At 43.8% G+C, this 15,115-nt stretch carries 14 protein-coding genes and 1 pseudogene; 11 read left to right on the top strand and 4 right to left on the bottom strand.

What is annotated here, in order from left to right:
- Window positions 1-3 precede the first annotated feature (3 nt).
- Window positions 4-993, bottom strand: a complete 990-nt coding sequence (gene cas1, locus IQ217_RS11580) for a CRISPR-associated endonuclease Cas1 (protein WP_194020057.1) — start codon at window positions 991-993, stop codon at window positions 4-6.
- Window positions 990-1,280: a CRISPR-associated protein Csx18 gene (csx18, locus tag IQ217_RS11575; RefSeq protein WP_228024218.1), complete on the bottom strand. Its 291-nt coding sequence runs from the start codon at window positions 1,278-1,280 to the stop codon at window positions 990-992. The genes cas1 and csx18 overlap by 4 nt, the downstream gene beginning before the upstream one ends.
- Window positions 1,281-1,478: 198 nt before the next feature.
- Between csx18 and cas10 the strand changes: the two genes are divergently transcribed.
- From cas10 to IQ217_RS11535, 8 genes are all read left to right on the top strand, one after another.
- Window positions 1,479-4,547, top strand: coding sequence for a type III-B CRISPR-associated protein Cas10/Cmr2 (gene cas10 / locus IQ217_RS11570; RefSeq protein WP_194020056.1), 3,069 nt, complete (start codon window positions 1,479-1,481; stop codon window positions 4,545-4,547).
- A gap of 12 nt (window positions 4,548-4,559) precedes the next feature.
- Window positions 4,560-5,114 carry a Uma2 family endonuclease gene (locus IQ217_RS11565; RefSeq protein WP_194020055.1) on the top strand — a complete coding sequence of 185 codons (555 nt, stop codon included), beginning with the start codon at window positions 4,560-4,562 and terminating at the stop codon, window positions 5,112-5,114.
- Between the two features lie 58 nt (window positions 5,115-5,172).
- Window positions 5,173-6,285, top strand: a complete 1,113-nt coding sequence (locus IQ217_RS11560) for a type III-B CRISPR module-associated protein Cmr3 (RefSeq protein WP_194020054.1) — start codon at window positions 5,173-5,175, stop codon at window positions 6,283-6,285.
- Window positions 6,286-6,365: 80 nt separating this feature from the next.
- Window positions 6,366-7,238: a type III-B CRISPR module RAMP protein Cmr4 gene (cmr4, locus tag IQ217_RS11555; RefSeq protein WP_194020053.1), complete on the top strand. Its 873-nt coding sequence runs from the start codon at window positions 6,366-6,368 to the stop codon at window positions 7,236-7,238.
- 23 nt (window positions 7,239-7,261) lie between these two features.
- Window positions 7,262-7,645, top strand: a complete 384-nt coding sequence (locus tag IQ217_RS11550; RefSeq protein WP_194020052.1) for a hypothetical protein — start codon at window positions 7,262-7,264, stop codon at window positions 7,643-7,645.
- Between the two features lie 21 nt (window positions 7,646-7,666).
- On the top strand, window positions 7,667-9,370 hold the full coding sequence (locus IQ217_RS11545) for an RAMP superfamily CRISPR-associated protein (RefSeq protein ID WP_194020051.1): 1,704 nt from the start codon (window positions 7,667-7,669) through the stop codon (window positions 9,368-9,370).
- Window positions 9,371-9,373: 3 nt separating this feature from the next.
- Window positions 9,374-10,846, top strand: coding sequence for a hypothetical protein (locus tag IQ217_RS11540; protein ID WP_194020050.1), 1,473 nt, complete (start codon window positions 9,374-9,376; stop codon window positions 10,844-10,846).
- A gap of 27 nt (window positions 10,847-10,873) precedes the next feature.
- On the top strand, window positions 10,874-12,211 hold the full coding sequence (locus IQ217_RS11535; RefSeq protein ID WP_194020049.1) for a TIGR02710 family CRISPR-associated CARF protein: 1,338 nt from the start codon (window positions 10,874-10,876) through the stop codon (window positions 12,209-12,211).
- 78 nt (window positions 12,212-12,289) lie between these two features.
- On the opposite strand, the gene IQ217_RS11530 is transcribed toward IQ217_RS11535, so the two are convergent.
- Window positions 12,290-12,664, bottom strand: coding sequence for a type II toxin-antitoxin system VapC family toxin (locus tag IQ217_RS11530; RefSeq protein WP_194020048.1), 375 nt, complete (start codon window positions 12,662-12,664; stop codon window positions 12,290-12,292).
- On the bottom strand, window positions 12,661-12,900 hold the full coding sequence (locus IQ217_RS11525) for a type II toxin-antitoxin system Phd/YefM family antitoxin (protein ID WP_194020047.1): 240 nt from the start codon (window positions 12,898-12,900) through the stop codon (window positions 12,661-12,663). Before IQ217_RS11525 ends, IQ217_RS11530 begins: the two co-directional genes overlap by 4 nt.
- A gap of 332 nt (window positions 12,901-13,232) precedes the next feature.
- Here IQ217_RS11525 and IQ217_RS11520 point away from each other — a divergent pair, with 332 nt between their 5' ends.
- The 3 genes and pseudogenes from IQ217_RS11520 to IQ217_RS11515 form a co-directional block, all read left to right on the top strand.
- Window positions 13,233-13,592 carry a DUF952 domain-containing protein gene (locus tag IQ217_RS11520; protein WP_194020046.1) on the top strand — a complete coding sequence of 120 codons (360 nt, stop codon included), beginning with the start codon at window positions 13,233-13,235 and terminating at the stop codon, window positions 13,590-13,592.
- A gap of 105 nt (window positions 13,593-13,697) precedes the next feature.
- Entirely contained in the window at window positions 13,698-13,832 is a 135-nt protein-coding gene (locus tag IQ217_RS19255; RefSeq protein WP_265583634.1) for a hypothetical protein, read from the top strand.
- A gap of 317 nt (window positions 13,833-14,149) precedes the next feature.
- Window positions 14,150-15,115: pseudogene (locus IQ217_RS11515) on the top strand (hypothetical protein); the annotation flags it as partial.

Here is a 15,115-nt window from a genome sequence, read left to right as displayed (position 1 = left end):
CAATTAGCGAATTAAAAAAGGAGAATAACTGTTAGAAGGAGAATAAACAAAAGCCTTATATTTTTTCACTTGATCGATTAGACAATGCCAGCGGGGAAAATCACCCTGGTTAAAAGACAAAACTTCCTCCATTCTGCCCACAAAAGCGCCTAGCCATTTTCTTCTACCGGAGCTATTGAGAAAACAACCACCATTTTGGAAGACAAAATCCTCTCCCGCATTGATCAAACGACGATTGATCATATACAAAACCAAAGAATCCACTATGGGGGCTCGAAACTCCTCAATTAGATCTGAAGCCAAGGCCGCATGACGTTCCGAACCTTGATGTAGACAAGCTTGATAGGGGTCTAACCCCTGCAACTCAATCAAAGTTAGTAAATGGTTCCAAAGCACCTGATAGCCAAAACTAAGCATGGCATTAACTGGATTACCAGGGGGACGACGGGAACGACCAAAAAAGATAAAGTCAGAATTTTCGATGCAGTCTGCCCAAGCTTGGAAGTACAGATTAGCCGCTGTGCCCTCATAGCCTAATAATTGCTGCAAGTGTTCTGCCTTAGCGGCCAATTCTACAAAGTGCTTTAGTCCGTCGATCGCCAACTGGAGAGCCGGAGTAGGCTGTTTACGATGCTGACGTTGCAGAAAAACTCGACTATTTTTAACCTTAGCCGCCACAATGGTGCGAGCTGTAATCAGCCGTTGCTCCCAGCCTAGTTCCTGCTGGTAACGGGTGAGATGACGATAACCCCGTTCAATGGCGATGATGCGGCCATAACAAAAGCCCATGCGGGAAAGATAAAGGATGGGAATATTACGACCAAGACAAGCGTGGATGGCCTGGGTAGTAATCTGGGCCTTACCAAAAATCAATACCTGTTCCAAAAAAGGCAGTTGCACCTCCGCCAGAGTCTGATCCTGACGTTTCACCAGAAGAAACTCTTTTTTCAGGCAAACATAACAATCAGACTGGGAAACATACAGAGTTTTCACCAACGATCCGGCCTTTGGGTAGGTTGATGGGAAGTCTGAGGCTCAATGTCAGCATTACGGTTAGCAGTAGCAGATAAGCCATGGGGATTAGTGCCCTGGAGTAACCAGCGCACCGCAGCATCACCGAAAATACTAAGAAAGAAAGTTGAACAAGCCACCAATAGGGTATTAATGATTACCGCCGCCAAACCCAAAGGGGCAATGAGCAAAATCACCAAAGTAATTAGACCGTTGGCAATGGCCAAGACGAGATTACGGGCAAACAGAAGCCGGGAAGGGGAATACATGGCAGGAGTACTGGCGAGGAAAGTTGCCGAAATTCTAACCTCCCTGCTTCCATAATAGTATGAAGTTTTTTAAAGACAAGTATTAAGAAAAGCTAAAATTCGTTCTTTTTCCAGGGAAGTCCGCTAGGCTAACGGAATCAAAGTTGCCTAATTGTTTTGAACTCTTTATGCAACCCAAAACCAGAAGGAAATCGGCCTGTGTCTGAAGTTTACTGGCAAGCAAAAATTTGGGGTTTACTCCACGACCCCGCCCTCAAAGCCCTGCATAATAACTCTGGAAGAGGAGGCGAGGGAGTTTGGCAATCTTTAGCCTGTATGCAGAATTGGGTATCGCCTAAATCAAGCGAAGAAAAAAAAGAAGGTGAACTAAGCAACACTTGGCTTGATCATGTTGGTCTGTCCGACTTAATTGCGTCTGCTAGTGATCGGGGTGCTATTCATCATATTGGTACGTTTATAGACTACGACACCGACGGGCTAAACCTATGCCACCTGCTATCTGGAGCAAAACTGCCGTTAACATTCACGAATCACGACGAAATTTTGGGTCAAAGCAATCGTCGTCAATATTTAAATCAAAAGGAGCAAACGCTAATCGAACAGATGCCTACCCAACTGCGTCAGGCTCCCGAAAAAGCGCAAGATTGTTTTTGGTGGTTGTGGCGATGTTTGCCGGAAGCCGTTGCTCAAGAGTTTGGGGCAGAAAGTTTATTAATGCCAGCGGAAACTCGTTTACCTGATGCGTCCATCTGGAGTCATGCCAGTATGACGGCGGCTTTAGCAGGAGCTTTGGCTGGATACGACACCAATGCCGAGGACATTGCCAAAGGATCACGAAATACGCCTAAATCCCAGGCTTATCTGGCGGTATTTACCTTTAGTCCTGTTCAAGAACTGATTAAAGCTAGTCGCAAGATAAAAGACTTTTGGGCTGGATCATGGGTCTTACATTATTTATCCGCTAAGGTGTGTTGGGAATTAGCTCAGCAATATGGCCCGGATTGTTTCCTCTACCCCAGCCTCTACGGTCAGCCATTAATTGATCATTGGTTACTCGAAAAATACGGTGATTATGGGTTTGACCAGTGGATTACCCAACCCAATGATCGCCAACTGTTAACCGCTGGCTTTCCCAATGTAATCATGCTGGTGCTGCCAAAAGAGAAAGTTGCGGCGGCCATGCAATCAGCCAAGAATTATTTACTGAGTGCTTGGCGCGATATTGCCCAGCAAGTATTTGAGGAACTTCAGGATAATCGATACTGGCAAAAAGACTTAAATCCGAACGATCCGACTTGGAAAAATTGGCTAGATGCCCAGTGGCAGACTTATTGGAGTGCGATGGCGATCGGGAGTGATGCGACTAATGTCAGCTTAAAAAGTGCGGGTATTCCGACCCAAACTCCAGAAAAAGAACAGGAATTAAATAATTGGATAGATCAACAAAATAAAGCGTTTAATGCTGATTTATTTAAGCAAGAAGAACTAGCATTTATTAAAAAATCGACTGAGCAATTTATTAAACAACGCAACCGTAACTATGCAGGCAGTTTAAATGTAGGTTCCTGGTGGGCAGACATCTTTGGTCAAACCAGATTTACCCTCAGTGCTGTTAAGAATGCCCGCAATTGGAAATTACCAACGGCCTTTGGGCCACGGTCAACTATTTCTGGCATGGGGCCAGTGGTTCATCCTCAATCAACTCAGCATCAACGGGATTGGGTCACAGAAGGGGAAACCCAACACTATTGGCAAAGACAGGCTGGATTGTTTGATGGTAGTGAACAATTGAATGCCACGGAAACCGTCAAACGAGGGTTGGAAAAGATTTTAGCAAAACTACTCCATCTTAAAAATGATGATGAGGAAAAACTCAAGATTATTGCCGCTTCCTATCCTGATTTAACCTCTGGTGTTGCAGGTTACCTTCATACAGGCAACGATCTTAATCGCCAGCAATTTGATCGGGCTTGCCAAACGATCCTAGATGAGTTTTCTTGGGCGGAAGATGTTATTAATGGCATGAAAACTAAGTGGGGGATTCCATTAATGGATAAAAAGCCCCAAAAATACCATCCTCGATTATTGAATGCGGGTTGGCTAGTGGAAGATGTAGAATCGGAGAAATTACAGCAACTTCAAGATGAGTTAAAGAAAGCTAAACAGTCCCAAGATAGTCAGGAGGTAGCACAAATACAAAATGCAATTAGTCAAATTAAAGTTCAATATCGAAGGAATTTACAAAATTGTCTTGATCGGCTGTTTCCTAAAAATAATCCAGCCAATTGGTATGTGTTAGCGGCTGGCGATGGAGATGGGATGAGCGAATGGTTGAAGGGAACAAAGATGAAAAATTATAAAGATTATTTTCCTCAAACATTATTGACTTACTTTTCTAAGACTTTATCTTTATCGGAAGAGTTTAAAAGGATTTTTGAAGCGTTCAGCAATGAAAAAAAACGTATGGGGCCCGCTACCCATAATGCTCTTAGTCGTGCCTTACTGGATTTTTCCAACCAGTTAGCGCCCTATCTGACAGAACAAAGATATGCAGGCCGATTAATCTACAGCGGTGGGGACGACGTACTGGCCTATAGCAATCTGTGGGAATGGGATAGTTGGCTCTGGGATATTCGTCAGGCTTTTCGTGGCGATCGGGATGAGCAAGGAGAATTTGATCATACGGGTCACTATTGGCGATTAAAAGACCCCTGTGAGGGCTTTCCCAAACGACCTCTCTTTACCATGGGCAATGAAGCCACCATTAGTTTTGGCATTACCATCGCCCACCATTCGGTTCCTCTGGCGATCGCCTTAGAAAATTTGTGGAAGGCAGAAGAAGGGGCCAAAGACCATGAATATGATCTTGATGGCAAACCCAAAGGCAAAGATGCCGTGCAAGTCCGGGTGCTTTATGGCAACGGTAATGTCCTCAAAGCCACCTGTAAGTTTGAGACGTTCCAACAATGGCAAGCCTTACTCAACATTGAAGACATTGATGCTTCCACCTGCGAAACAGCGGCTACCCTATTAGACCAACACCCTATTCCCGTTTATGACGCCATCATGCCCTGGGTCAATGCATTTACAAAACGTCGCAGTAACCTCAAGGAAGGTCTGGAGCCAATTTTGCGGTCTCGCTTAGCTTGTTTTTTAATTAAACTTTGGCAAACCACTAATCACACCAAGGATAATGAATGGGAAAAAGAAGCTAAGAACTGGCTCAAAGTCGCTGCTTTTGTAAAACGAAATCGTCAAATTGTCTAGGGGAAAAAGACCATGCAACTATTAACCCGAAAATTTACCGTTGAACAATATCACCAAATGGCAGAGCAGGGAATTTTAGATCATCAAGAGCATCTTGAGTTAATTCAAGGAGAAATTATCACCATGTCTCCAATAGGTTTTCGTCATGCTTTTGTGACCACCTATTTATCTAATTGGTTTATCCGTCAGTTAGGCCAAAAAACTATTGTCTACAGCCAAAACCCAATTCAACTTAACAACAAGTCTCAACCACAACCTGATGTAGCTTTGCTGAAACCCGTTGATGATTTTTACGATTATCGTTTACCTGGTGCAGAGGATATTTTATTGCTTATTGAAGTGGCAGATTCCAGTCTCACTTGTGACGAAATCATTAAAGTACCCCTCTATGCTCAGCATCAAATTCCAGAAGTTTGGCTAATTGATTTAACCCAAAATATTTTGCAATGCTATCTTGAGCCAGAACACAATAGCTATAAAAGCCAAAGACAATTTTCCCCTGATCAGAGTCTTTTTCCAAAGACATTTCCTGAATTAGAACTAACCTTAAATCGTATTTTCACTTAATTTTTATCTAATTCTTACTTCGATATTTTTAACCAATCTTAATCGAAATATAACCAAAATGTATTGGTATCGCCTCACTCCCCTTGACATTCTTCTCTTGCGAGATGCTAAACCCTTTACCCCCGGTGAAAGGGCCTGGGCTGGTAGTATTTTTCCGCCCAATGGTCACACCTTAGCCGGTGCAATTCGGAGTTTATTACCCAAAGACCAAACCATTACGCTAGCTGGGCCATTGTTGTGCCGGGAACAGATTCTCTATTTTCCTCGCCCTCTGGGCTTTGTGGGCAAAAATCCCTTACTGCCTTTAAAGTGGCATCCCGATGATAGTCCGCTAAAAACTCAAATGCTGTGGGATAAAACCCAACCAGCCCCTTTAGCTCCCCTAAAACCCGTTTCCCCAGCGGACAAAAAGCGGGAAGAAAAACGATTTCGCTCCTGGCTACCGACTGAGGTAATGGCGAAGTATTTAGCACAAGGCCAGATTGAGGAAGAAGATTGGCGACGACCAGAGGATGAACCTGAAAAACCTTGGGTCACAGAAAGTCGTCCCCATAATTCCATTGAGGCGGGAACCCGTCAGGTCAAAGATAGTGATGGTTACTTTGTCGAGAATGGTATTCGCTTGCACAAAGATTGGTCGTTGGCGATCGCCGTTGATCAAGCCACCCATCAACAGTTACAAGCTTTACCTCAACCCCTTTCCATGCGACTAGGTGGCGAAGGGCATCGGGTGACCCTTACCTATGAATCAGCCTTGGATCGGCAATGGCAAACCTTACAAACGTTGTCTGAGCAAAACAGTAAACAGCAGAAAATGGCGATCGCCTATTTGATGACCCCCGGCATTTTTGAACGAGGACAACAAGGCGTTGCGACGTGTCGCCCCTATCCTTGGGAATGGAAGTTAACCCACAACAACGGCCCCTTTATTTCCATGGCCACTGACCGCGCCATTCCCATCAGTCCCCGCATCCGAGACCGCAAACGCCATCACGGTAGCAGCATTCCTGGGCCCCAAGTCTTTGCCGCCCCACCGGGAACACTTTATTACCTCACCCACCCCCAAGGTTTATTTGCCGACCAGGACAATGCCCCAAGGCATCTCAAACAAACCCGACAGTTGGGTTACTCCCATTTGTTGTGGGTCAATGCAGAAAAGTTGGCAGTTTAGTTGGCAGTTTAACTATGGCGATCGGCTCTAAGCATGAGCCACTAATGGATTGACTAACTTACTTTATAAAATTAAGAGAAATGTCTGATTTTCACCTTGGTTATTTATACAGTTTGTCTCCTATTCACTGTGGTGGGGAAGGAGACCTCGGCAATGTTTTAGATATTGTCCGAGAAGCCCATACTGATTTTCCTTATATCCCAGGTTCCTCTCTACGGGGTAGCTTACGTAATGATTTGGCTAATTTAGATCAAAGTGTTGCAAATACTTGGTTTGGTAAAGAACTAGACAGTGCAGGACAAATGGGTGTTCATCAAGTATGGTTTGGTGACGCACGATTACTTTGGATTCCCATGCGGACACTATCTTTAGCCGGGCAAGGTAATATTTTTACTTGGGTTAGTTGTCATTCTCTTATCCGTGATCATGCAAATCTCGTAAATTTGGATTGCCCAGAATTTTCTAATCAAGCTGTTGGAATACGAGCAGGAAACTATTCTGTTGCTGACGCTCAAATTAATGTCTTGGCAATGAGTGATGAGCAAAAAGCTATTTGTAGCTTAGTCTCTAATTTTCCTCAGCAATTACAATCTACTGTAGAAACTAACTGGAGTAATAATCGAATTGTCTTATGTGATAGTGATTTTTATACCTTAATGGAGCACTCTCTTTGGACACAAATTCGTAACAAAATTCAGGATGGTGATGGCATAAATCCAGAAGGTGCGGCGGAAGTTTTTTGGACAGATATTTGTATTCCACGCGATACAATTTTCTATTTTCCTTGGGGATATAACATATTAACAAATTCTTCCTTAACAAAAGAAGATCACACTATATTGATATCAATTCTTCAGGGCTTAATTCAAGTTGGTGGTCAAGCTAATGTGGGTCGTGGATGGGTTAAAAGTTGGATTAATAATTCAGCTTCACCAATTACTGTTGTCAATTAAAATTATTTTGAGGATGTTAAATTATGTCTGAAATTAGTTTAAAAGCCTACGATCATATTCAAAGCTATCTAAACAATCGCCAACAAGCACAGATTTCCCAAGAAGATTTAAATGCAATTCTGCGTTTATCTCAGCACTTGCGAGTCTTTGGTTTACTTTCAGCAGTTGGTTATATTAATCAGCAAAATTCTCAAGAAGGACAGATACGGACTCGAACAGTTCCTGTCTGGACTAGCCTATTAAATCAACTTCTTTGTCCAGATCAACAATTAAATAGGCAACAATTAATGGCATTGGTCATTGATTTACAACGGAATCAACCAGCTCAATATTTATCTCAATGGCGACAGTCTATGACTCTCAGTAAGCATTGGAATTTCTGGGCAAGAGCCTGTGCTAATAACTAAAAATAGAGGTTATTTATAATCATGTATACTCAGATTTTACTAACATTGTTGCTGAGTCAACAGCATTCACAGCGAGGCAACGTTAAGTTATTTAAACAAGGTCAATTTATCCTTGAAGAACGAGCAAAAGTAGGGTCTTTTCCTCATCCTGATTTAGAAACATTAGTTTCGGCAGGAGAACTCTGTGGAGCTTGGCAACCTCAAGCAGGTCGTCCTGAAGATAAGCGTAATGTAGGAGAAAACTTTCAGGTAATGCCTGAGTTACCATTAAATGGTTATATTCCAGGTTCTTCTATTCGTGGAATTGTTCGCGCTTGGGCAAAAAAATTTCCTAATATTTTTCCTCGAATGTTAGAACTATTAGGAAATCAGACAAGTAGGACAATTACAGCAGGCAAAATTGAATTTTTAGATGCTTGGCCAATAGAGCCAACACGTCTTTCTTTAGATATTGTTAATCCTCAACAAGAATTTCAAGTATTACACCAAGGTCAAGGAACCCCAGTTTCTCATTACACATTAGGAACAGGAGAACAAGTAGAGTTTACAGTTGCTATTCGAGGAATTCCAGGTCGAGCAACACCTGAGGATGTAGAAGAAGTTTGGGGTTGGGTTGAACAAGCTCTCTGTTTTTACGGTGTTGGCAGTCGCACAGCCTCTGGTTATGGCTTAGTAACTACTGAGAATCAGATTACTGTTAAAAATGTTCCTAATTATTCTAAGAAATCTTTTCCTTTTTCTCTATATAGCCAGGGCTGTTATGGCGTTTCTATGCAAAGAGGACAAGAGGAATTACGACCATCTCATTGGCGGGGATGGTTACGCTCTTGGACTTGGCGTTTTCTATTAGGGGTAATGTCTGAAGAAAATGCCCAACTAACTCTATCAGAATTATTTGGGACAATTGAACCACAGGCACGTTCTGGTTGTGTTCGCATTAAAATGAAGCCGAGTAGTGATTGGGGAGAAAATTCTAGTAATAATCCCCGCATTTTTGAATGGTCAGGAAAGTTTGAAATTTATGCTCCCTCTGATATTTTATCTATCCTAATTCCCATTATTAAAATTGCCGCTAGTGTAGGTGGATTAGGTCGAGGATGGCGCAGACCATTACATATATTTAGAATGAATAATGGAAATGCAGCAACAAGAGGAACATACTTGAGATTAAGCCATTCTGTCAGGAATCAAACCACAGGAAATATAGAGTCAAGAAACTTTTTATTGCCTCCACATCGCTCAGAAATCTGGCAAAATCAATATACGAATTGGTTAAACAAAGTGACAGAAAAGTGGAGAGAAAGAATAGTACATGGAATTAACAATAATCTTGTTGCTGAAGTTTTTTCACCGACTACTTGTGCAATTTACTCAGTTTTTGGTCCAAGTGTAAAGCCTGTTAATTTTCAAGATTTACGTTGGTTAGAAACAAATCCTAATAATACTCGTGGTGATGCAATGAATCTTGTTTATCAGCAAAATTTACCCAGAAATTACAAAAGAAATCCTGAGTTAGGAGGGTCCGCTGCTGGTGGCGGTAATTCTCACTGTTCTTGGGTCTCTATTCGGCGTTTTGATGCTCCTCGCCCTGAAGGTGATGTTCATTGCCAAGAAGTTGCCTGTTTATTTTTGGGGGGTCAACAAAATAATCACAATCATATTCGCTCTCGATTTCTTCGTGACTTAAGAAATATGGAGGGATCGATTCACTTATTTGGTATTTAATTAATGAAAAATCTTTTCGTTGCTACCATCGGCACCCGCGACCTGATGTTTCAGGTATCTTCTGGGGAATGGTTTAATTTGGGTGATGATCAAATGCGAGACGACATCATCTCTGAACAGAGTGAAGTGGTTAGCGATCTGGAACTACCGGATTTAACAAATCACCGTGAATTGACGGAGTATTTACTACAATCTGGAGAGAAATATCTTGCTAAAATTAAACCAGTTATCCTGGGTCAAATTTTTGCCGAGAAGTATGACCAATTAGAAAAAGTTTATCTGATTGGCACTGATCAACAAGAAATAGTTAAAGAACGCAGTAAAGACACCATTTATTCTGCTCAGTTAATTGAAAAGTGGCTAAATTTTAACTACCCAACTATCAAGACCGAAATAATTCCTTTGGGACAGGCTGGGGAAAATCCCAGTGATTTTGAAGCGATGTTTCGCTGGTGGTTAAATACTTGGCAAACCCAAATTAAACCCAATCCAGGTCAAAAACTCTGGGTCTGTTTGAAAGGAGGGGTCGGGCAGTTTTCTGAGGCTTGTCGGATTTCTGGCTTAAATTTATACGGCGAACAAATCCAATTCTTTGAAATTCATCGTTCGTCTAAAGATAATCGTCAGGGGATACCATCAGGCTATACAGGCCCCTTCTTAGGAACCAATTATTTATGGTCAGGGGTGCAAAAACAAGCCTTAGAATTATTGAAAAATCATAATTATTTAGCAGTACAGAATCTTCTTACTCCTTACTTTGAACAAACACCAGAACAATGGCAGAAAGCCCAACAGCTTCTTAATGGAGCAATTGCCTGGAACCAAGGTCGCTTTGATCAATTCTATCAGCAAGTTCAAAGCTATTTAGATCAATCCCAAAGACAGCAGAAAGCTCAATATTGGTGGCAAGCTTACGAACAAGCTTATATTGCGGTTATTCGCCTTGAACAGAATAATACTACCGAAGCAATGCTTCACAGTTTTCGGGCGATCGAAGGATTGATCGATTTATGGATTCGACAGAATTTTAGTGAATACTTGGCTAATAAAAATACACAAAGCGAATTTTTGGAACTCAAATCAAGTATATTAAAAAAATACTCATCTCTAGGTTCTTTTTTTAACAAGTACGGTAAGAGCAATAAGGAGACGATCCAAGTCAGGGGGGAAGTACAGTCTGCGTTAATTAGGGTATTGATTCCAGAAGCACAGCATGACAAAGGGTTTGTTGCTTGGGATAGCAAAAATGCTAGGGATACACGTAATTCGTTGTCTCACAACTTAGGTGGTATTTCAGAGAAGGATTTATACAAAGCTTGGGGAACAGACATTGCTAAGTCGGACGAATGGCAAGGCAGGATTTTACAGTGTATTAATCTAATTACGGGGGAACAATTTTCGAAGTTTAATAACGCTAGCTTTTTTCCTGGCATTCATCATGCATTGAAAGCAGAAGTTAAAAACTATCAAGTTTAATCAATTACGGCAAGCATCGTTCTTTGTATGACCCGAATTCTTCTGATCACCGTTGGCGGTTCTCACAAGCCGATCATTACCTCCGTTCAATCCCTCAAACCAGACCGTACCATTTTTATTTGCTCCAATGGTAAGCGGGGTAGCATTTCCCAGGTCACTGGGGAAGGGAAACCCTGTGAAGTCAGACAGGGCAGTGAAGTGCTCGAAAAATTGCCTAACATCCCTAGCCAACTTAACCTGGGCGACAAATTTAATCCTGAAACTGATGTGATCGCCGTCGATAATCCCGATGATGTGTCCAGCATTTACCTCAAAATTAGCGATTGTATTCACACCCTTAAGCAAACCGAGCCAAAAGCAACTCTGTTAGCAGACTATACCGGCGGGACCAAAAGTATGTCCGTTGCCTTGGCCCTAGTAGCCCTTGATGAAGAGTGCGAACTCCATTTAACTACCACTTCCCGTACTGACCTGATCAGGGTAACTCGGGGCGAAACTGTGCGTCGAGCGGCCACCAGTGACTTAACCGTGCGGCGGTTATTAACTCAGGAAATTCCCACCCTCCTCGCCCAATACAACTACCCAGCGGCGATCGCCGAATTAGAAACCTGTTTGCGGGATTTACCCCTGAGTCATCCCCAACCCGTAGAGCAGTATCTGCGCCTGTGCAGAGGGCTTAACCATTGGGACTGCTTTGACCACGAAGAGGCTTGGTATGACCTGGAACCCTTCATGAACCAAGCCCCCCTCCGTCCCCTGCTGATGTACCTCAAGCGGGTGATGGCCAGCCGTCAGGCGATCGCCCCGGCCATGAATACGGCATTCAATGCCCCAGATCAGATTCCCGGCCATGGTTACGAACTGGTGGAAGATTTATTGTTCAATGCGGAAAGACGAGCTGCCTTAGACCGCTATGACGATGCGGTGGGGCGTTTATATCGGGCTTTGGAACTTTTAGCCCAAACCCATCTCTGGTTACGGTATCAGATCAAAACCGACGATGTGGAGGTTGAGCAAATTCCCCCAGCGTTACGGGATCAGGTGCAGGCTCTCAAAGGTCGGGACGGCAAAATCCAACTGGCTTTGCGGAATAGTTATGAATTACTTAAACAATGGCCAGCCGACCCCTTGGGAGCACTTTACCAACCTGCCGCGGAACGACTTTTTGATCAGCTACAAGTGCGAAACTACTCTATTTTGGCCCACGGGTTACGCCCCGTCACGGCCACTGATTATAAACAGCGCTTCCAAACTGTGATTATTCCCTTCATAGAAGCCGGACTCAAAGCAGTCATTGGTAATCAATCTAGATTTGATCCCGTACAATTTCCTAGCCAAATTACCATCAATAAATATAATGCTTGAGATAAGCACATAAAGGCAATAGGGTAAAGGGAATTCACTCTAGAAATCGTTGACAGATTTACAATACTGAAAAAACTTTTAGGTTAATAAATTAACATCATACTGACTAAATTTACTGTCCTGGGAGATGAGAGTTAATCCTTCCGTCTGGGCTTGGACAATGAGCATCCGGTCAAAGGGGTCTTTGTGATATTCGGGTAAATTGGCGATCGCCAAGCTATGTTCTGCGGTGATATCTAGTACCCGAAAATTGTTGGCCTTGAGGACAGCGAGTAAGTTATCTGGAGTCGATAATTTCCCTAACGATTTTTTAATTGACATTTCCCAAATGCTAGCGGCACTAACAAAGACAAAGTATTCAGGGTTGGTAATGACTGTTCGCTCATCAAGGGTTAAACGACGGTCATTGCCGAGCCACCACAGCAGAATATGAGTATCTAACAAAAGTTTCATATTTCGTCGCCGTAAAACAGAGCGTTGATCTCTGAAGATTCTTCGTCAAAGTCGTCTGCCATGATAATTTGTCCTTCCCAGGCTCCGGGTTGACGAGGTTCCGATGGGCCCTCATAGGGAATTAAGCGCACTAGGGGCTTGCCGGCCCGGCTAATGATGACATCTTCCCCGGCTAACACCGATTTTATGAGTTGGGATAGATGGGTCTTAGCTTCGTGGATATTGGCGTTACGCATAATTATTCAAATTTAGCTAAGCTTAGTCTAGTTTATCCTAGCCAGAATCGAAACCGACTCGGATAAAAGACTATGCACCTAAAGCTAGACAAGCTTTCATTACGGCGGTGAGAAGGCAAGCATTTCCGGGGAGTACTTGGGAAGCGTAGGATAAGTTAGGCGATCGGATGTTGAACAACCCAGAGGGACGGCTAAAGACGGAAATTTGGGATTATGCGGCGGAGGCACTAGGTATCCATTAAGCAATTGAGGGCCGTACCTCTAAAAAAATCTTTAGCTAAATTGGCCGGTACTTTAATAGTACAATCTTGATGCTCTTCCCTGAAAATTTCATGGCCATTATCTTTCACATAGCAGAAGCCCCACAATGGGCAGTAGCACAACAGCAGGAACAATACGAAGCTCATTCCTTGGCAGAAGTGGGCTTTATCCATGGTGCCACCTTTAGCCAACTGCCCAAAGTGGCCCATACTTTTTATGCCGGTCGTGATGACCTTTTGTTACTAGAGATTGATTCAGAAAGATTAACGTCCCAAGTTCGATGGGAAGCACCAGTTCATCCCCAAACCATTGAGGATGTGAACCATTTAGACCAGAAAGTTTTTCCCCACATCTATGGAAGTGTCAACCTGGGGGCAGTGGTTTCAGTTCGTCCTTTACAGTGGCAACAAGAAGGGTTTGATATTCGCTAACGTTTTTATCCCAAGCACTCTCCCAACACCCCAACACACAAAAAAAGACAACAAAAGACAACAGTGGACAGATAACCTAGAGGAAGAACGTAGGCTAAGACAACCATGTTACTAATTTTGGGCTATCCTGAAGAATATTCTCGACCGCACACCACGCAATGGTCAACAACAGACCAAAGGAATCCCTGCCAAGGATACTGGGCCATGGCCCAGCAGTGGGAAGTGGTCAATTTTCAGTAATTTTTAGCACATTAAGCGAGGTATATCATGGCTCAGCGGCAATCCCAGCCGCTTCCTGCAGCCCCCCAAAATGACCAAAACCTAAATTTCCTGTGTGCTTGCCGGCTCCGGAAATTTAGGCTATGTCGGGTCACCTTCTGGGCGAAGGAAGTATTTCTTTCAAAAATCCCCTCGGCAAATCCCTCAGAGAGAGAAGAAAAGAAAAGGAGGTCTTTGTATGTCTAATTATAGCGTAAGACCTCTATCAGACAACCCCCCCCTGGGAAATCCTTATCAGCAAGGGGTTATCAGTGCCCAAGCCGTGGAGGAAAACCACCATGGCTAGGTTCATTACCACCAGTAAACAAAGGGCTTGCCCCGTCTGCGCCAAAACCAATGGCAACTGCCGCATAGCAGAGGATAAGGTGCTCTGCATGACTTTTGCTGATGCCGTAGGAGATAACCCTGATTACGGTTACGTCAAGCCATCTAGGGATGGCCTATGGGGCATTCACGTTCGGCAAAAGGACAGGGACAGAAACTTTGACCGGGCTGAATGGCAACGCCGCCAGTCTGAACGGAAAGACCGGCAACTGGAAATTGAGCAACAACGGCGGCAAAAATGCCTCAGCTCTGACCAACGCCACGCTGAAATAACCGCTATCCTCCAACAACTCTCCCTATCTTCTGAACATCACCAATATCTACAACAGCGGGCAATACCGGAGCAGATCATTGAGCGATGCCGCAGTGTCCAACAATGGCAGAAATTAAGGCATCCAGCCCACATCAATCTACCGGGCATATGGAAGGATGGTCGGGGTCTGACCAATGGCTGGGACGGTATTCTCATACCGGTAACAGACCATCTAGGTCGATACATCGCCCTCAGGCTACACAACCCCCACGCTTCCACTAACGGTAAGCCCAAATATTGCTGGCTCACTAGTAGCAAGCGGGGCATCGGACCCCAACTCAGCCATGGTGAATTGCCCGTGGCACTCCATGGACCGGAGGTTACCACTAACCAGGGCTTTATCGGACTATGTGAGGGGATGGAGTTCAAAGGGGCGCTGGCAGCTCGCCGGCTGGGGCATCCGGTGATTGGTTTTAGTGGGCACCATGCCATGGCCCAGAGTCCAGAACAGATACAGGGCATCATCGACCATTACGCCCAACAATGGGCCATGGAGCCGGAGGCAATTACTTTAGTTGTTATTCCCGATGACAATTGTCTCAGCAATAATGCTGTGGCCCGCTCCCTCATCCATACCCTTGATTATTGGCAGGGGAGGGGACAACCG

Source organism: Synechocystis salina LEGE 00031, assembly GCF_015207985.1.
Classification (GTDB): domain Bacteria; phylum Cyanobacteriota; class Cyanobacteriia; order Cyanobacteriales; family Microcystaceae; genus Synechocystis; species Synechocystis salina.
The sequence above is the reverse complement of the archived record's forward strand: the minus strand, read 5'-3'. Positions and strand labels throughout refer to the sequence as shown.